The 17,382-nt window shown below is 60.1% G+C and carries 16 protein-coding genes; 1 reads left to right on the forward strand and 15 read right to left on the reverse strand.

Features of this window, described 5'->3' with window-relative positions:
* Window positions 1-22: 22 nt before the first annotated feature.
* The 10 genes from Q1B46_RS05405 to cbiE form a co-directional block, all read right to left on the reverse strand.
* Window positions 23-1,393, reverse strand: a complete 1,371-nt coding sequence (locus tag Q1B46_RS05405; RefSeq protein ID WP_299945583.1) for a tetratricopeptide repeat protein — start codon at window positions 1,391-1,393, stop codon at window positions 23-25.
* 180 nt (window positions 1,394-1,573) lie between these two features.
* Window positions 1,574-2,758, reverse strand: a complete 1,185-nt coding sequence (locus tag Q1B46_RS05410; RefSeq protein ID WP_299945585.1) for a CaiB/BaiF CoA-transferase family protein — start codon at window positions 2,756-2,758, stop codon at window positions 1,574-1,576.
* A complete protein-coding gene (locus Q1B46_RS05415) occupies window positions 2,745-4,364 on the reverse strand; it encodes a thiamine pyrophosphate-binding protein (RefSeq protein ID WP_299945588.1) in 1,620 nt (539 codons plus the stop codon). The genes Q1B46_RS05410 and Q1B46_RS05415 overlap by 14 nt, the downstream gene beginning before the upstream one ends.
* A gap of 79 nt (window positions 4,365-4,443) precedes the next feature.
* Window positions 4,444-4,908 carry a DUF302 domain-containing protein gene (locus tag Q1B46_RS05420; RefSeq protein ID WP_299945591.1) on the reverse strand — a complete coding sequence of 155 codons (465 nt, stop codon included), beginning with the start codon at window positions 4,906-4,908 and terminating at the stop codon, window positions 4,444-4,446.
* Between the two features lie 81 nt (window positions 4,909-4,989).
* The gene (gene cobF / locus Q1B46_RS05425) at window positions 4,990-5,733 is read right to left on the reverse strand and encodes a precorrin-6A synthase (deacetylating) (protein ID WP_299945594.1); all 744 of its coding nucleotides are present in this window, start codon (window positions 5,731-5,733) and stop codon (window positions 4,990-4,992) included.
* Window positions 5,726-6,454, reverse strand: a complete 729-nt coding sequence (gene cobA, locus Q1B46_RS05430; protein ID WP_299945597.1) for a uroporphyrinogen-III C-methyltransferase — start codon at window positions 6,452-6,454, stop codon at window positions 5,726-5,728. The genes cobF and cobA overlap by 8 nt, the downstream gene beginning before the upstream one ends.
* Entirely contained in the window at window positions 6,451-7,779 is a 1,329-nt protein-coding gene (locus Q1B46_RS05435; protein WP_299945599.1) for a cobyrinate a,c-diamide synthase, read from the reverse strand. The genes cobA and Q1B46_RS05435 overlap by 4 nt, the downstream gene beginning before the upstream one ends.
* A complete protein-coding gene (cobM, locus tag Q1B46_RS05440; protein WP_299945602.1) occupies window positions 7,772-8,566 on the reverse strand; it encodes a precorrin-4 C(11)-methyltransferase in 795 nt (264 codons plus the stop codon). The genes Q1B46_RS05435 and cobM overlap by 8 nt, the downstream gene beginning before the upstream one ends.
* On the reverse strand, window positions 8,563-8,931 hold the full coding sequence (locus Q1B46_RS05445) for a cobalamin biosynthesis protein (RefSeq protein ID WP_299945774.1): 369 nt from the start codon (window positions 8,929-8,931) through the stop codon (window positions 8,563-8,565). The genes cobM and Q1B46_RS05445 overlap by 4 nt, the downstream gene beginning before the upstream one ends.
* Window positions 8,928-10,127 (reverse strand): precorrin-6y C5,15-methyltransferase (decarboxylating) subunit CbiE, encoded by a 1,200-nt coding sequence (cbiE, locus tag Q1B46_RS05450; protein ID WP_299945604.1) that lies wholly within the window; start codon window positions 10,125-10,127, stop codon window positions 8,928-8,930. The genes Q1B46_RS05445 and cbiE overlap by 4 nt, the downstream gene beginning before the upstream one ends.
* Between cbiE and Q1B46_RS05455 the strand changes: the two genes are divergently transcribed.
* The gene (locus Q1B46_RS05455) at window positions 10,126-10,857 is read left to right on the forward strand and encodes a cobalt-precorrin-6A reductase (protein WP_299945607.1); all 732 of its coding nucleotides are present in this window, start codon (window positions 10,126-10,128) and stop codon (window positions 10,855-10,857) included. The genes cbiE and Q1B46_RS05455 overlap by 2 nt on opposite strands.
* Here the strand turns inward: Q1B46_RS05455 and cobJ are convergent.
* From cobJ to cobN, 5 genes are read right to left on the reverse strand one after another with little or no spacing between them, the layout of a single operon-like run.
* A complete protein-coding gene (gene cobJ / locus Q1B46_RS05460; protein WP_299945610.1) occupies window positions 10,848-11,612 on the reverse strand; it encodes a precorrin-3B C(17)-methyltransferase in 765 nt (254 codons plus the stop codon). The two genes, Q1B46_RS05455 and cobJ, sit on opposite strands and share 10 nt — an antisense overlap.
* Window positions 11,609-12,337 (reverse strand): precorrin-2 C(20)-methyltransferase, encoded by a 729-nt coding sequence (gene cobI / locus Q1B46_RS05465; RefSeq protein WP_299945613.1) that lies wholly within the window; start codon window positions 12,335-12,337, stop codon window positions 11,609-11,611. Before cobI ends, cobJ begins: the two co-directional genes overlap by 4 nt.
* Entirely contained in the window at window positions 12,334-12,963 is a 630-nt protein-coding gene (locus Q1B46_RS05470; RefSeq protein WP_299945615.1) for a precorrin-8X methylmutase, read from the reverse strand. The genes cobI and Q1B46_RS05470 overlap by 4 nt, the downstream gene beginning before the upstream one ends.
* Window positions 12,963-14,090 carry a precorrin-3B synthase gene (gene cobG, locus Q1B46_RS05475; RefSeq protein ID WP_299945617.1) on the reverse strand — a complete coding sequence of 376 codons (1,128 nt, stop codon included), beginning with the start codon at window positions 14,088-14,090 and terminating at the stop codon, window positions 12,963-12,965. Before cobG ends, Q1B46_RS05470 begins: the two co-directional genes overlap by 1 nt.
* Window positions 14,087-17,380, reverse strand: a complete 3,294-nt coding sequence (gene cobN / locus Q1B46_RS05480; RefSeq protein WP_299945619.1) for a cobaltochelatase subunit CobN — start codon at window positions 17,378-17,380, stop codon at window positions 14,087-14,089. The genes cobG and cobN overlap by 4 nt, the downstream gene beginning before the upstream one ends.
* Window positions 17,381-17,382 lie beyond the last annotated feature (2 nt).

The following is a 17,382-nucleotide window of genomic DNA, read 5'->3' on the forward strand; positions in this document are numbered from 1 at the left end:
CCTTCTTGGTCTTTTTTTGTTGTTATTCGGCGGGGACGCTTTGCGCGTCGCCGCTGTCGCGTGCGGCCTCGATCAGGGCGCGGCGGGCATGTGCGTAGTTGTCCTCGCCCCCTGCGCGTTTGGCGCGGCGGTCATCAAGGATGTGCTCGACCTCATCCAGGCGGCCCGCGCGCAGGCCGGAATCAATTGTGATGCGCTCGAATACATCACGTTGGGCGTGGCTGCCACCCGCCAGTTGCATTGAACCTCGCGCATTTGACAAAAAATCAAAGGCTTGGCCGTAAAGCCCTTCGCCAAAGGCTTCAAGCCCCTTGGCTGCGGCAACGCCGGGATCGGACATGCGGATCGGTGTGTCGCCCTGATTGCGCTGGGCATCCTTCTGGATACGCTGCAGCATCTTGGTTGTTGCGTCCGGGCGGTTGTCACCGGTCAGGGCCAGCAGGTAATGCAGGTCGGCGAAAATCAGGCATCCGTCTTCGGTGCGGGCAGCGCTGAGATCGGCCAGTTCTTCCCAGCGGTTGCCGACGTCAAAACCCTCAAGCTCCAAACGAGACAGTAACGAGGTGGCGTTCGAGATATCGCGGTAATCGTCGGTTTTGTCCTGTCGGATGTGGTGGTCGTAAAGCGCCATCACCTGATCAACCTGACCGAGGTCCAGATGCATCAGCGCCTTATGCCACCAGACGTGATAGCGGAAGTTGTTGCAATGTGCCCAGGCGTCCTCGCGCCCGGCAAGCCAGTCCAGACCCAGTTGCGCATTGCCTGTCATCTCGTGCACATGCGCCACGGCGTGCAGGCCCCAGGCATCGTCCGAGACCATCCACAGTGCCTGACGCCCTGCAATTTCGGCTTTTTCATAAGCGCCGGTTTCTTCAAGGGCGAAGGAATGGCACCCCAGCAGATACCCGCGCCCTGCGTGATCCGGTTCGTAGGCGGGCATCACACGCTCAATCGACCGGCGCATACCCTCAGAATCGCCCAGAACAAAACGTGTCGCATGGCTGAGCTTCATGGCCAGAGAATCGGTGGGATGCGCACGCAGCACTTCTTCGAATTTCTGTACGGCCTGGGAGGGCAGATCAGCCATGTACAAAGCCAGCGCCTCGACATAAAGCCGTTCACGGGCTGTGACAGGTTGACGACCCATTGCGGCATTGGCTGCGTTCAGCGCTTCGGTCGCCACGGGAAGCATCTCGCGCCGACCCAGCAAAACCATGAACAGACCTTTGATCGCGTGACCCAGCGCGAAATCAGGTTCAAGTTCCAGCACTCTGCCCAAGTGCTGCGGCGTTACGGCGGCATGTGCCATGAACCCAAGGAGAACACCATTCCAGGCCTCGACGCTTGCGGGCTGGCTGAGGGTGTTCATCTGTCCAAAGACGTCTTGTTTCATACTTGGGTCCAATCTGATTGCGGTATTCTGTATTGTTCGATGTAGCAGAGTGTGCTGCCGGGTCGTAACAGTATCGACACTGCTCTCGAATTGGTGAAAACACGTGTGTGTGAAACGCGAAAAAAACCGCCGATTCAAGGGCATGTTTCAGCAACTTGCCGCCTAAACAGGCAAAGTGTTTCAGTCTTCGAAAGGGTTTTTCGCGTTCAGAACGGCCTGTGTGTCGGCCCCGCAGATCGGAGGCGCACTGCGATATGCTACAGGTGTGCGCGACAAGTTCAGGGGATTCCCGATCAGTCGCACCTCACCTGGTGCGGCTTGCATAGTGATCTGCATCTGCCGTGCGGAGACCTGATCGGACGCAAATACTTGATCGAGTGTTTGTACCGGACCAACCGGCACTTTCAGCTTTTCCAAACCGGCGATTACGCTGCTCGTGTCCAGCGCTTGCACCGCCGGGCGCAGGATCGCATTCAAGGCGTCGCGATTTTCAAGGCGGGCTGGGTTGGTCGCAAATCGGGGGTCGCCCGCAAGCTCTGGTTTGTTGATGAAACTGCAAAACCGTGTGAACTGGCTGTCATTTCCGACTGCAAGAATCACATGCCCGTCGCATGTGGCATAAACATCGTATGGCACGATGTTTGGATGCCCATTGCCGCGCCGCTGGGGTACATTGCCCGACGTCAGGTAGTTTACGCCTTCGTTGATCAGCCAGGCCACCTGTGAATCCACCAGCGCAAGGTCGATCTGCTGACCTTCACCGGTCAGGTCGCGGTGACGCAAGGCTGCCAGAATACCGACGCAGGCATACATGCCGCACATTACGTCAGCGATTCCGACGCCCACTTTCATCGGCGTCCCCTCGGCATCGCCGGTCAAAGACATGACCCCACCATAGCCTTGCGCCATAAGATCGTATCCCGGCTTCGGTGCGTTGGGGCCGGTTTGCCCATAGCCGGAGATTGAACAGTAAACGAGGCCGGGAAACTCTTTTGACAGGGTGGCGTGGTCGAGCCCGTATTTCGCAAGGCCTCCGGGTTTGAAATTCTCGATCAGGATATCGGCATGAGACGCCAATCGCCTGATCTCGGCCTGACCTTCAGGTGTGGCGATATCCAGAGCGACCGATTTCTTGTTGCGATTGGACGACATGAAATAGGCACTCAAATCCGAGCGATTACCATCTGCATCCTCGACGTAAGGAGGTCCCCATTGCCGTGTATCGTCACCGCCAGTGGCCGGGTTTTCGATTTTGATGACGCTTGCCCCCAAATCACCCAATAGCTGGGTACAAGTAGGTCCGGCCAGAATGCGCGACAGGTCCAGTACCTTGACGCCTTTCAGCGGTCCTTCAGATGCGGCCATCATATCCTCCACGGTCGATTTCCGCAGCAATGACAGTGAACTTGTCGGCTTTCAATGCCTTATCCAGCGCGTCCCGCAACTCGCCGCGGCTGCGCACAGTGTGTCCGTACCCGCCGAAGGCGCGACCCATGGCGGCAATATCGTGACGATTGAAATCCACCCCGTGATTGCCCATCTGGCGCTGCCGTTGTTTCAACTCGATCAGCGCAAGGCTGGCATCGACAAAGACCAGAAAAATTGGATTCCCACCCATTTCAGAAGCGGTCGAAAGCTCTCCGGCGACCATCAGAAACCCGGCATCACCTGAGAAGCTGATCACGGGTCGATTGGGTTCGGCCAGTTTCAACCCGATTGCCATCGGAACGGCACAGCCCATGGTGCAGAGCGCCGAGGATTGGATCAGTCCGCGTTCCTCGGAACAATCCCACATCTGGCTGAGAAGAATGCGATGCGCACCGCTGTCCGCAGTGGCAAGGGTTTCGGGCGGCAGCACAGCGCGGGTTTCCGCGATGATTGCCGCCGGTCCCCAGTCTTCATCGGTCGGGAAGGCCTGTGCAAGAGCGGCTTTGACCTGAGTTGGTTCCTCACCCGGCCATGTCTTACGTGCCGGATTGCCCTTGGCGATTGCTTCCAGCGTTGCACCGGTATCAGCGACCAGATTGAGGCCTGCCTGATGCATGTAATGATCGTTGACGACGGCTGAGATATCAATGACTCGCTTGGTCTCGGGGTCCCATATCTCGCGCCAGCCGGGGCGCATTTCGATGGGATCATAGCCCAGGCACAACACTAGATCGGCCTGTTCGACCAATGGGATCAGATGCTTGTCAGCCAGAGGTGACAGACCGGCACCACCCAAACACAGCGGATGATCTTCGGGCACCACGCCCTTGGCCTTGTAGGTGGTCACAAAAGGAATACTGAAATGCTCTAAAAACGCCCGGACCACGCTGCGGGAGTCATCATAAAGAACATCCAGACCGATGATGGCCAAAGGCCGCTCGGCATCAGCCACCCAGCGCCGCGCCTTTTCCAGACATTCGCCCCCGGGGGCCACTGGGGCGACCTTGGCCAGACGGCGGTGTTTGATACCCTCCACGCGCGTATCAGCGACTGAGATCGGCACATCGATATGAACCGGGCCGGGGCGCGGCTGGTTGGCCAGCGACACCGCCTTATCAGCGATGATATCGGCCCCATTTGCGGTCAACATGAAAGTGCCTTTGGTGATCGAGCGATAGACCTGCGCGTGATCCATCACTTGATGGGTATAGGTCAGCGCCTCATCCGCGTCGACGCAGCCGGTCAGCACAATCATCGGCACCCGATCCTGCAGCGCGTTCGCGACCACGTTGATCCCGTTCATCGCGCCGGGTCCAAGCGTGGCCACCAGAATCGCAGGCGCACCATCGCGATGATGCACCGCCTCGGCCATGAAACCGGCGGCGTTTTCGTGTTTCGTCAGGTGAAAGGTGATGCCAGCACGTTCCAGCGCGTCCACCAGTGTCAGAACCTCGCCACCGGGCATTCCGAATGCGTGGCGGCATCCGGCCTCAAAAAGGCGCTGTGCCAACAGGTCTGCGGCACGAGGAGAAAGGTCCTGCATCAATCAAGCTCCGACAATTGTATCTTTCAGCAGATTGCGGAGGACAGGCGCGGACGCAAGCAGGTTCACGTCAGTGTGACTATTTGACGGCGCTTTCCGCGACGGCCTGAAACTTTGTGTCCAGTTCGGCGGCAATCTCGCTCAGCGCCTGTCCACCTTCATCTGCGTATGGAGCAAAAACAAAGCTCGGTGTCTTATAGGACAGGGTAGCGGTGCCGTCTTTGTTCTCGGTCACGTAAAAGCGAATTGGGGCTTCGATCATCGCATTGGTCGAGGTTTCAAGAACCCGAACGGCGAAGTCATTGTTGAATGCACCGATCACCCGATTGCCCGGAATGGTGATCCCTCGCGAAGCAGCGGCTTTGGTCGGTCCGGCCTGCGTCACCACGATCAGGCCGTTATTCTTCACTGCAGCTTTGGTGTCTTCAACCAGGTTTTCATAATTTTTATCGCTGGGGTAAACCGCCCAACCGGAAAGGGGCTCGATGCCGTCGGCCCATGCGGGCATGGCTAGCAGGCAAATCGCAATCCAGAGCGCCTTCATGTTATTCCCCTCCGTTTTGGATGAGGAATAGATGGCAGATAAACGCTGAAACCGTGCTCACAATCCCGTGCGTGCCGCATTTCATGCGATGCGCTTTTTCAGCAAATATATATCCATGATCCAGCCGTGATCAGATCGGGCCCGCGCGCGCGTGTTCAGAATGTCCTGCGCCACATCCGCCAGCGGTCCCTTGATCAGGATTTCTTCTTTCATGCCCACATAAGCCCCCCACCAGATGTCGTAGTCCTCCATCCTGAGGCTTTGGAATGAGCATTCTCCATCCAGCATGACCGCAACTTTCGAGGCCGGGTCAGGCCAGCCTTCATCGCGAATACGGCGGCCCGTGGTCACGACATAAGGCGCGCCCAGATCGTTGATCGGTATCGCATGGGCTGCGGTCAATGCTTGCAATGCAGTTATGCCCGGAACCACTTGGACCGACGGGTGCGGGTCAAGCCGCGCCGCGATCCGAAGTGAACTGTCATAAAGTGATGGGTCACCCCAAATCAGCAGCGCCACTTTCTGAGCGTTCGGGTGAGCAGAAATCGCCTCTTGCCAGCGCAAGGCAATGGCATCGTGCCATTCATCAACGCCACGCAGATAACCATCTTTGGCCCGACGTTTTGGGACGTCGAAATAGGCGATAACCGGAGGGGTATCCGTGACCTGTGCTATGATGTCTTCGCGCAGTCCCGCAAGATCGGCTTTGTTCTCTCCTTTGCGCGGGATCAGGATCAGGTCCGCAGCCCTGATCGCTTGCGCCCCCTGAAAGGTCAGATGGTCGGGGTTGCCCGTGCCGATTCCGATCAAGGTCAGGTCATACATCATCGAACTCCGCCAGCGGACCGTACAGTATCAACGCCGGGGCGGTTCCGATTTCGGTGCGCAGCTTCTCCGACAACTCTCCGATCGTCGAGCGATGCAGAGATTGTTCGGGGGTCGAAACAGACTCGGCCATCAGCGCGGGGGTGTCTGAAGGCAGGCCATGTGCGTTCAATGCCTCGACCAGCAATGGAAAAGTGCGCTTGCCCATGAATACGACGGTTGTCGCCCCAGCGTCGGCCAAAGCCGGCAGGTTAAGATCGGTTGGTAGCTTGCCACTCACGTCATGCCCGGTGACGAACTGAACACGACGCGCGGTCAGGCGTCGGGTCAGCGGGATTCCCGCAGCGGCGGCCGCCGCGATGGCAGAAGGGATGCCAGGAATGATTTCGTACTCGATACCGGCAGCTTGCAAGGCGACGAGTTCTTCCTCCAGGCGTCCAAACAAACCCCCATCACCGGATTTCAACCGCACAACGTGTTGACCGGTTTGCGCATACTCCACCAGCAACCGGCTGACGTGGTCCTGCTTGGGTGAGGGGCGACCCGCGCGTTTCCCAACACCGACCAGATCGGCATCGTCACGTGCATGGGTCAGAATCGGGCCGCTGCTGAGATCGTCAAACAGCACCGCATCCGCTTTCTGCATCCGGTCCACGGCCTTGAGCGTCAGCAGCTCGGGATCACCCGGACCGGAGCCAATGAAGGAGACAAACCCGCTCATGCCGAGGCCTCTGCAATCAGGTGGAAGAACGTACCGGTGACGTTGCCGCGTTGTGATCCTGTCTGCGGGCCTTCAGCCCCTTCAGCATCGAAGACCCGCGCCAAAGGTGCGTCAGGCTGCTCGATGATCGAGGAATAGTGGAACTCATGCCCTCGCAAAGTGGCTCCCGTAGCAAAACCCGGCATCGGGGCCAACAGTTCCGCCTTGCGATAGCCAAGGTTGAATTTGCGCTTCTGATAAGAGGTCTTCAGGCCCAACAATCCTGCCATCTGATGTGGGGTACCATCCTTGTCGATCAGGATTTCTCCCAGCGTCATGTACCCCCCGCACTCACCATGTACAGGCCGGGTTTCCGCGTGTTTTCGCAACCTGGTCAGGAAGGTATCTGCTGCGGCTAAAGTCCCTGCATGCAGCTCTGGGTATCCCCCGGGCAGCCAGACCAGATCGGCATTTTCGGCTGGTGCCTCATTCGCTAGTGGCGAAAACTGCTGTATCTCGGCGCCAGCGTTGTGCCAACCTTCCAAAAGATGCGGGTAGGTAAACGAAAACGCCGCATCCCGGGCCAGCGCGATTCGCTGCGCCGGGGGTCGCGGCAACGCGGCCGACGATGGCCCAGAGGGGCCTGAGGAGGCCGCCCGTTTGATCGCATCCAGATCCACATGTTCACGCAGAAACGCAGCATACCCGGCAATCGCAGTTTCCAGATCAGGGTGTTCGACAGCTTGAATCAAGCCCAGATGCCGCTCGGGCAACGTCAAATCACCTCGGCGCGGAAGCACCCCCAGAACTGGTAACCCAGCACGCTCCATCCCCAACCGGGTCAGGCGCTCGTGACGGGGGCTGGCGCAGCGGTTCAGGATGACACCCGCAAAGGGCAGGTCAGGATTATACATCCGAAACCCGAGCGCGGTTGCCGCAGCCGATTGGGCTTGACCACCGACGTCCAGAACCAAAACCACGGGCCAGCCCATGCGTTGGGCTGTCTCCGCGCTTGATCCATGACCCAACTCTCCGGGTTTGGCGACACCATCGAACAGGCCCATTGACCCCTCGGCCACCACGATATCCGCACCATCAGCCTGCGCTGAGATTGCGCCGAGCAGTGGCTCGCCCATCGCCCAACTATCCAGATTGAACGAGGCGCGTCCTGCCGCTGCCCGGTGAAAGGCAGGGTCGATATAATCCGGCCCGCTTTTGAAAGGTTGCACCGTCAACCCGTCCTCGGCCAGAGCACGCAGCAGCCCCAACATGACCGTCGTTTTTCCGGTGCCCGATGATGGCGCTGAAATCAGAAGTCCCGGAGGGTTAGGTATCGGTTCATTCATTCTCGGGGCTCCAGCTTGACCACGGGCTGTCTGCACTTTGTGGACGATAGCGGCGGTCATATGTTTTGGAATACAGGCAGCTTTCGTCAAATCCTTCGCCTGCCAGCACCGGGCCAACCAAGATCAACGCCGTGCGCGAGATGCTTTCGTCCAGCGCGTCTTTCAATGTCGACAGGGTTGCACGGATGATCCGCTCATCCGGCCAACTGGCGCGGTAGACCACAGCCACCGGGCAATCTGCGCCATAGGCGGGGATCAGATCGGCGATGACTGTATCCAGATTGCTGATCGAGAGGTGGATGGCCAGCGTTGCACCGGTACGGGCAAAGTTTTCCAGCGTCTCGCCTTCGGGCATTGACGACGCGCGCCCGGGCGTACGGGTCAACACTACGGATTGCGCCAATCCTGGAAGTGTTAGTTCGGTCCCCAGCGCAGCGGCAGCGGCAGCAAAGGATGGCACACCGGGCGTGACACTGACCGGGATTCCCATGTCTTTCAGCCGTCTGATTTGCTCACCCATCGCCGACCACACCGACAGATCCCCGGAATGCAGCCGGGCCACGTCTTTCCCGGCTTTGTGCGCCCATTCGATCTCGGCCATGATCTGATCCAGATCCATGGGGGCGGTGTTCACAATCTTCGCGCTTTCTGGGCAGTGGCTCAGAATTTCCTCTGGAACCAAGGAGCCTGCGTATAAGCACACAGGACAGGACGCGATGATATCGCGCCCGCGCAAGGTCAGCAGATCGGCAGCGCCCGGTCCGGCGCCGATGAAATGAACGGTCATGAATGTCCTCCGATGGCGACGGCGCAGGTTGCAAGCCGGTCGTCCGAGATTTGTCTGGGTGAAATCAGCCGCGCGCCATGCCCGGCAGCAGCAAGAGCGGATGCTTCTGCAACGCTACCGGTACCATATGTGGCGCGGCTGCGGGGCGAGCATGTGAGGGTGCGTTGTTCGGCAAGATCGTCTGCCGGGACGAAATGAATTGGCAGTCCAGTTGCCTCTGCAAGTGCGGCAATGGCCGCATGTCCGTTTTTGTCTGCGACAGTCGCCAGCGCATTGACGTTTTGTCCTTCTGCGGCCAGCTCCAAGACGGTCCGCAGGCTGGCCAATGTGGCGGAAGATGAGAAACCGAACCCCGCCACGATCACAGCGTGACGCTCCACTGAACCACGGGGTAGGCAGATTTCCAACCACGTCGAGGCCCAAGCGGCGACGCTTGGGCCAGTTCAATACGCAGAAGATCACCACCTTGCTTGTCGTGCCATCCAGCCAGCAGCGCCTCGCTTTCCAATGTTACCGCATTGGCGACCAGACGGGTACCCGAGCGAAGATTCGCGTGCAGCCAGTTCAACAGGTCCGCACTCAGGCCACCACCAATGAAAACAGCATCCGGCAGGTCGAGATCAATCAACGCTTCCGGTGCGGTTCCGTGCTTAACGCGCAACCGATCCTGCCCAAGGGCGTTCGCGTTGCGGCGAATACGTTCGGCCCGATCTGCACGCGGCTCGATCGTCGTTGCGGTCAAGGTCGGATCACACATCAGCCATTCGATGCTGATTGATCCGGTGCCGCCGCCGATATCCCATAGATGCTCGCCCCGCTGTGGTGCCAAAGCTGACAGTGTCAACGCGCGGATGGGTCGCTTGGTGATCTGGCCGTCGGTTTCAAAGATGTCATCCGGTTTGCCCGATGCCTTGGGAAAGGCGCGTCCCTCACCGGCGACATCTATTCCGACGCAGACCGGGTGTTCGAACGTCCCCAAAAGCGCCTCGGTCAATGACACGCTGCGCGCGCGCTCGCGGGGACCGCCAAGAGCCTCCATCACATGCAGGGCGCAATCGGCAAAGCCGGTTTCGCCCAAATAGGTCGCAAGCTCTGCAACAGCTTTGCCATCACGCAGCAAGAGAATGGCGCGCAAGCCGGGCGCAAGATGAGGGCGCAAACGGGTCAATGGTGCGGCGTGCAGTCCAAAGGTCAACGTGTTTTCAAGCGGCCAACCAAGCCGCGCAGCTGCGAGCGAAAAGGTCGACTGGCCGGGCAGGGCGATCCATTCAGCAGCGTCGAAATTCCGTGCGATGACCGAACCTGCACCAAACCAGAACGGATCACCCGAGGCCAGAACAACGGTTTGCCGACCACGTAGTCCGGTCAGGATCGGCAGGCCATCGGCAAAAGGGGCGGGCCATTCGATCCGTTCAGCGGTGCTGTTTGGGATTAGGGATAGGTGACGCGGCGGACCCATGACGACCTCGGCACGATCCAGTGCTTGACGACTTGCGGGCGGCAGGCCATCCAGTCCATCTTCGCCTAAACCCAGAACGGTCAGCCACGGAGCTTCAGACATGCCCAACCTCCTGATTCTTGGTGGTACGACCGAGGCGAATGCTCTGGCAAAATCCGTAGCCGAGCAAGGCATTGCGGCCACCTACTCCTATGCCGGCCGTGTTGACACCCCCCGCCCGCAGCCCGTGCCAACGCGCGTGGGCGGGTTCGGTGGTGCAGAAGGATTGGCGCGCTATGTCCGCGACCATGAAATCAGCCATGTCGTAGACGCGACCCATCCATTCGCCGCGCAGATGAGCCGCAATGCTGTAATGGCCTGCGCTGCGACGGCGACGCCATTGGCTGCGTTGACACGACCTGCCTGGCACGCGGAGGAGGGTGACACCTGGCAGCACGTCCCGGATATCGCTTCGGCGGTTGACGCGCTGGCCGGTTCGGCCCGGCGTGTGTTCCTGGCCGTTGGTCGCATGCATCTGCAGGACTTCGCTGCCCAGCCCCAGCACCACTATCTTCTTCGGCTGGTGGACGCACCGAACGCAGTGCCGCTGCCCAACTACGAGGCGATCGTTTCGCGAGGTCCGTTCACTGTCGAAGAAGACCGTGCGCTGATGGAGCGTCACTGTACGCAACTGGTCGTGTCCAAGAACGCCGGCGGCACCGGCGCGCGCGCCAAGCTGCAGGCGGCGCGGGCTCTGGGCCTGCCGGTCCTGATGATCGACCGTCCGACCCTGCCGCAGCGGGCCGAGTTTGCAGACGTCGTTCAGGTCTTGGACTGGCTTGCTCATACCTGATCCTTGGCAGGTGTGAACCTTGGTGTATACACGATCGGAGGACCGTCGCGCTCGATCATGCGCGTCAATGACGAACCGACGATCACAACGGTCTGCATATCCGCCATGTCCGGTGTGGCCTCGGCCAACGTCGAAATCCGTAACGCTTCATCCGCGCGCGATACCGCGCGGGCGAACAGGATCAGGCGTTCCGGTTCGCATTCCTCGCGCAGGATTTCCAGCGTTTTTACAAAGCCTTCTGGGCGAGACTTCGACCGCGGATTGTAGAATGCCATGGCGAAATCCGCCTGCGCGGTGAGGCGCAACCGTTTTTCAATCAGAGACCATGGCTTCAGATTGTCACTCAGGTTGATAGCACAAAAATCATGTCCCAGCGGAGCGCCTGCGCGGGCCGAAGCGGCCAGCATCGCGGTGATCCCCGGCAGCACCTCGATCTGAACATCGCGCCACGTGTTCGGCCCGTTTTCCAGCGCTTCGAACACAGCGGCGGCCATCGCAAACACGCCCGGATCGCCGGAGGATACGACCACAACACGCTTGCCCTCTGCCGCCATCTGCAGCGCGTGTTGAGAGCGGTCGATCTCAACTCGGTTATCGCTGGCGTGCAGGGTGAGCCCCTCACGCTCGGCAATCCGCGCCACATAGGGAATGTATCCCACGACATCTGTTGCCTCGGTCAAAGCTGCTGTCACCTCGGGCGTCACCAGTGCTTCGTTTCCGGGACCGAGGCCCGCGATTTTGACCCAGCCGCTCATGGTCGTCGTCCCTGACCATGGACAAGAATGATCGAGAAATAAGGCGTGATCCCCTCGCAATTTTCGGACAGCTTACAGACTCTCTGGTTCGGCATCTGGGCGTATTCGACGATCCACGCGCGGTCATAGAGATTGGCGCGTTTCAAAGCATGTTCTACTTTGTCGATATTGCGCCCGATCTTCATGACCACCAACGCGTCAGTTTGGACCATGCGCTCGACCAAAGTTTCTTCGGGCAAGGTGCCGACCAGAACGGTCAGGACGTCATCACCCCATGTTATCGGGTCTCCGGTTGCGGTCCATGCGCCAGACATGCCGGTAATGGCGGGCACAACCTCGACATCTGTTTTGCTTCGCAACCTGCTGTAAAGATGCATGAATGATCCGTAGAAGAATGGATCACCCTCACACAGGACCACAACTTCTTCACCGTTTTCCGTCAGAGATTTCAGATGCGCGGCACAGTCTTCATAAAATACCGAAAGAAGCTCGTTATACCTAGGGTCCGTCACAGGGATTTCGGTCGTAACGGGATATTCCATCGGGAATTCGATGGCATCGCCGGGTATCATTCCATTCACGATTTTGCGGGCCTGACCCGAGCGACCGGGTTTGCGAAAAAATGCCACGTGGCGGGCAGTGCGCAGCAAACGGTCCGCGCGAACGCTCATAAGGTCCGGATCACCGGGGCCGAGGCCCACGCCGTATATTTTACCAGCGCTCATTCCGCACGGCTCGCGATGGCGTTGATCGCTGCAACTGTGATCGCGCTGCCGCCCAAGCGGCCTTTGACGATGCAGGATGGTACCGGTTGCGCTTCCCAAAGCGCGTCTTTGGATTCTACGGCACCGACAAAGCCAACGGGGCAGCCGATGATAGCGGCTGGGCGCGGGCAATCGGGGTCTTCGAGCATATTCAACAGGTGAAACAGTGCGGTCGGGGCGTTCCCGATAGCGACCAATGCGCCTTCCAGATGCGGACGCCACAACTCCAGCGCGGCGGCAGAGCGCGTGTTGCTCATCTCAGCGGCCAAGGGGCGGACGCGTTCGTCATGCAGGGTGCAGATCACCTCATTACCTGCGGGCAGGCGGAACCGGGTCACACCCTCGCTGACCATGCGGGCGTCGCATAGGATCGGCGCGCCTGCTTCAAGCGCATTGCGGGCGGCAGTGACGAAACCGGGCGAGAAATGCACGAACTCTTCCAACCCGACCATCCCGGCGGCATGGATCATGCGCACGGCTACCTGTTCTTCGTTGACGTCGAAGCGGGCCAGATCAGCTTCAGAGCGGATGGTGGCAAAGCTCTGCTTATAGATCGCGGCGCCGTCGGTCTCGTATTCATAGGGCATCAGGTGAAGTCCATGGTCAAAAGTGTTTCGGGGCTTAGGCCGCGTCGGCTGGGCTCATCCCCCGCGCGGCCTTGTTTGACAAGATCAAATCGTCCGTTTTCACCCACCAAAGTAATATCTGCCGACGCCATTCGAGCACAGCCCTTGGCGCATCCGGACACGTGCAGGGTGCCCGGAACGCGTGCGGCCAATGCGCGGGCAATTTCTCTGGTTTCCGCCTGGGCCTGCGGACAAAACGGGGCACCGGGGCAGGCGTCGGTGGTCATCAGCGGGTCAGTGCCAGAGGCAACAAATTCTGGGGCTGGAACAAAAAACCCGCCTTCCAGCAGAATCAAACGCCACGGAGTGACCCGCAGAGCAGACGCGCCGCTGTTTTGGATCAGGTTATGAAGCGCCCGCGCAGGCAATTGCCCGAATGCGGCACCATAGTACACGCCCAGATCGCAAGTTCCGGGATGCAATAGGTTACCAACCGGGCCGGGCTTGCTGCCTTGCCAGTCCGGGGGCAAGTCGCACTTGGCGACCACACGGGACATACGGCGGGTGTCATGTGTGTAGATGTCAGCATACCACCGCGCTAGCGCGAGCAGTTGATCGATAGCTTCTGCCTCGGAAACGTGCCGCCCAGATTCGGCCCCGTCTGCGCGCAGGATCAGCCCATCTGGGCCGCATTCCAACCGAATGTCTGCTGAATCCCCGGTCAACAAACGCTCTGATCCGGTGTCGACCGCAAATCCGAATTTGGCAGGCAGTGCAGGCAGTTCTGCCAGGCGATCGATCAGTTCCTGTGCCAGTCGTGCAGTCAGATCACCGGCCTGATAAAGCGGTGAAACCAGAATGTTGCGGCGAATTTCGATACCGGGTTCCGGGTCCAACAGGTTCAGCGCTGCCAGTTCAGCGAGCAGTGGTTGATGATCACCTTCGGCCACACCGCGCAGTTGCAGGTTGGCGCGATTGGTCAGGTCGATCGTGCCATTGCCAAACCGCTCTGCCAGCTCACACAGGCCCAATGCTTGAGTTGTGGTGAGACGCGCCAGCCGGGGGCGTACCCGCACGACCAGACCATCGCCCGACATCATTGGCCGATGAGCGCCGGGGCACCAACCCTGAACGATGGGGGCACTCATCCCAACCCCTCCAGATCGGCGCGGATCGAGTTCCGGCGGGTCTTCCACAACCCTGCTTCCAGCAATGCGCGGAAACGGTCTTGCATGGCTTGATGTGCTTGTGGGTTGGCCTCTTGCAGGAAGGTATCGACCGCCGCATCCCCAAGGGTAGCGTCGTGGTAGAGATCAAACAGGTGCGGCGCGACCGTGCCAGACAGATGTGCGAACGAGGCCATGTGATCCAGCGTCGCGGCGATCTCGGCCGCGCCCCGGAACCCATGCCGTTGCATGCCCGCGATCCAACCGGGGTTGGCCGCGCGGGCGTGAACAACACGGCTGATTTCTTCGGGCAGGGTCCGGGCGCGGGGAGTTTCCGGTTTGGTATTGTCCAAATGATATAACTGAGCGCTGCCGCCGGTAATCTTCTTGGCCGCCGCGAACCCGGCCTCGTGCGTGGCGTAATCATTGGCTAGCAACAGGTCGGTCTCGGTCAGGTCCTGGAGGTGGACAAAGCTGTCGGCATTGGCCACGCGCTGGGTGATCCCATCCTTGTCCTGCGCGATGTGTTCGCCTTCCAGAGCAAAGGAACTGGCTTCAAGCCAAGCTTGCCCCGCGTGTTCGCGCGCCTCATCGGTGTAGGTCTCGGACAGCTGGGTCATGTTAACACCATAGCTGCCGGGGGCAGGGCCATAGACTCGGGCTGACGGCTCTTGACCGGCATAAGGATTCCAATCGGGCGCTTCATCCCGGTCAGCCAATGCGCGCACGGCCTGACCATAAAGTGCCGAAAGCGTCGGGAACACGTCCCGAAACAGGCCCGAGACCCGCAGGGTTACATCCAGTCGCGGACGGCTGAGGTCGGTGATGGGCAGAACCTCGATGCCCGAAACCCGCTCGGACCCCTTGTCCCAAACCGGCTTTACGCCCAGCAGGTGCAACGCCATGGCGAATTCTTCGCCCGCCGTGCGCATGGTGGCGGACCCCCAAAGGTCAACGATCAGCCCTTTCGGGTAATCGCCTTCTTCCTGCAGGTGGCGGCGCACCAGTTCTTCGGCCAGTTTTAAACCTTGTGCATAAGCCGCACGGGTCGGTACCGAACGTGGATCGGTGGTGTAAAGGTTCCGCCCCGTTGGCAGCACATCCGTGCGTCCCCGATAGGGTGAGCCGGACGGCCCAGCCGCGATCTGTTTCCCGGCCAACGCATCAATTAAGGCGCTGCGTTCGGCATGGGCTGAAGGCACGGGGTCGAAACTCCCCGTCACTTCCGGCGTGCGCCCGTAGATGTGCAGCCCGTCCCCAAACTGACTTTCCTTGATGTCGCAGACGAAGCGGTCGATGCGCGTGATTGCTTCGGCGCTGCAGGTGGCCTGATCTAGGCCCAGATCGCTCTCTAACCCGATGGTCTGAGCTTCGGCCCGGATGTCTTCCTGCAAACGGTCGCGGCGTCTGGGGTCCAACCCGTCGGCGTTCGAAAACTCATCCAACAGAGATTCCAGCCGTACCATGCGATCCGGTGTGCTGCTTTCTTTCATCGGTGGCGGGATGTGGCCCAGCGTAACGGCCCCGATCCGACGTTTGGCCTGCGCCGCCTCACCAGGGTCGTTGACGATGAACGGGTAGATCACCGGCAGATCGCGAATCAATGCTTCGGGCCAGCATTCGTTGCACAAGGCAACCGATTTGCCCGGCAGCCATTCCAGCGTGCCGTGCGCGCCGATATGGATCAGCGCGTCCACGCCGAGGCCTTTGCGCAGCCAAAGATAGAACGCAACGTAGCTATGGCGCGGAGTACGCGAGAGGTCGTGATAGTCGTCATCGCGCAGATCTGGCGTGCCGCGTTCGGGCTGCAGTGCAACCAGTGCTTTGCCACGACGCAGGGCGGTGAATTGGAACGCGCCATCGGCAAAGGCTAGGTCGTCTTCTGGCTTACCCCAGACAGTTTGCAGGTCTGTGCGCAATTGCTGGGGCAGATTGGCCAATGCATTCACATAGTCCTGCAACGGCCACGAGATACACGTGTCCAACAAGGACTCAGCGATCGGCTCAGCGGGCGCGGTATCATAACCCTCGCTTTGCAGATCAGATAGCATTGCCTCGGCCGAGGCCAGCGCGTCGAGACCCACAGCATGGGCCATTTGCCAATCCTTGCCGGGATAGGTCGACAGCACCAGCGCGGGCACCTGTTGTGCCTTGGGCTTGTCATGCAGGTTCAGCCAGCCGGTCACGCGGTCAATGACGGCCTCGATCCGTTCCAACTCGGCCCGGTGTGCAAACCGCGAATATTCCAGGTGTGGATCGCGCCTACCTGGTTCCTTGAATGAAACGATGCCTGCGTTGATGCGTCCGTCCACCTCGGGCAGGACCACATGCATGGCAAGATCAGCAGGCGAAAGTCCCCGTTCCGCCTTGGCCCACGCATCGCGGCGTGAAGTGGCGAGGGCGACCTGAAAAACGGGTACATCTGCCGCGTCCAGAGGGGATGTGCCCGATGCGCCCTTGCCCGAGAAAGAGGTCGCGTTGATGATCGCCGAGGGTTGAAGCGCGACGATGGTCTCACGCAGCCAATCGGCGGCGACGGGCGCTTTGAGAGACGGAGCAAATAGGCCCACGGCCTTGATCCCACGCGCCCGCAGGCTGCGGATCAGCGCCGCGATTGGTGCTGTGTCTGCCGAGGTCAGATAGGCGCGATAGAAGGTCACGACGATCCGTTGCTCGTCCCCCTCGAACGCGGTGCTAGCCGGTATTACCCCGCGATCAGGGCACCATGCGCCGTATTCGGGCAGAGTTTTGGCCCCGATCACCGGCCCGGCGTAAAGCCCCGCGGCCAACGCCATCTGCGCCAATGCCGCCTGCGCCGCGACCTCGCCGCCGGTGTCGCAGAGATGTGACAGGCGCCGCAGGGTCGAGACGGGCAGGGTGGAGTAGTCATCCAGACGCGTATCCTCGCGCCCATCCGCAGGCAGGACGGCCAGAGCAATCCCTTTGGCCTGCGCCAGGGCCAGAACCTGCTGCAGCCCGTAAGACCAATAGGGCACCCCGCCGATCAGGCGGATCAGGATGCCCTTCGCACCTTCCAGCGTCTGTTCGACATATGTGTCGACCGAAAGGGGATGCTTTAGCGCCGTCAAATTTGCCAGCCGCAGGGTTGGCATCCGCCCTTCGGGTCCGCCACCGCGATGCCATCCGGCCGCGAAAGCACCAAGGTCGCTGTCCGAGAAAGACAACACCACCAGATCCGCCGGGCTCTGGCCCAGATCGGTTGGGGTCTCGGTTTCCTCGAGCCCGTGGCTTTCGCGGAAGACGACGTGCATGG

Origin of the sequence: uncultured Ruegeria sp., assembly GCF_947500045.1 — a bacterium.
Classification (GTDB): Bacteria; Pseudomonadota; Alphaproteobacteria; order Rhodobacterales; family Rhodobacteraceae; genus Ruegeria.

What these genes read in the sequence shown, in the direction of transcription:
- cobF (WP_299945594.1), bottom strand. Translation starts at nt 5,733, where the DNA reads ATGTATGACCTGACCTTGATCGGAATCGGCACGGGCAACCCCGACCAT.
- Q1B46_RS05435 (WP_299945599.1), bottom strand. Translation starts at nt 7,779, where the DNA reads ATGAATGAACCGATACCTAACCCTCCGGGACTTCTGATTTCAGCGCCA.
- Q1B46_RS05420 (WP_299945591.1), bottom strand. Translation starts at nt 4,908, where the DNA reads ATGAAGGCGCTCTGGATTGCGATTTGCCTGCTAGCCATGCCCGCATGG.
- cobA (WP_299945597.1), bottom strand. Translation starts at nt 6,454, where the DNA reads ATGAGCGGGTTTGTCTCCTTCATTGGCTCCGGTCCGGGTGATCCCGAG.
- Q1B46_RS05455 (WP_299945607.1), top strand. Translation starts at nt 10,126, where the DNA reads ATGCCCAACCTCCTGATTCTTGGTGGTACGACCGAGGCGAATGCTCTG.
- cobM (WP_299945602.1), bottom strand. Translation starts at nt 8,566, where the DNA reads ATGACCGTTCATTTCATCGGCGCCGGACCGGGCGCTGCCGATCTGCTG.
- Q1B46_RS05405 (WP_299945583.1), bottom strand. Translation starts at nt 1,393, where the DNA reads ATGAAACAAGACGTCTTTGGACAGATGAACACCCTCAGCCAGCCCGCA.
- cbiE (WP_299945604.1), bottom strand. Translation starts at nt 10,127, where the DNA reads ATGTCTGAAGCTCCGTGGCTGACCGTTCTGGGTTTAGGCGAAGATGGA.
- cobI (WP_299945613.1), bottom strand. Translation starts at nt 12,337, where the DNA reads ATGAGCGCTGGTAAAATATACGGCGTGGGCCTCGGCCCCGGTGATCCG.
- cobG (WP_299945617.1), bottom strand. Translation starts at nt 14,090, where the DNA reads ATGAGTGCCCCCATCGTTCAGGGTTGGTGCCCCGGCGCTCATCGGCCA.
- cobN (WP_299945619.1), bottom strand. Translation starts at nt 17,380, where the DNA reads ATGCACGTCGTCTTCCGCGAAAGCCACGGGCTCGAGGAAACCGAGACC.
- cobJ (WP_299945610.1), bottom strand. Translation starts at nt 11,612, where the DNA reads ATGAGCGGCTGGGTCAAAATCGCGGGCCTCGGTCCCGGAAACGAAGCA.
- Q1B46_RS05410 (WP_299945585.1), bottom strand. Translation starts at nt 2,758, where the DNA reads ATGGCCGCATCTGAAGGACCGCTGAAAGGCGTCAAGGTACTGGACCTG.
- Q1B46_RS05470 (WP_299945615.1), bottom strand. Translation starts at nt 12,963, where the DNA reads ATGCCCTATGAATACGAGACCGACGGCGCCGCGATCTATAAGCAGAGC.
- Q1B46_RS05415 (WP_299945588.1), bottom strand. Translation starts at nt 4,364, where the DNA reads ATGCAGGACCTTTCTCCTCGTGCCGCAGACCTGTTGGCACAGCGCCTT.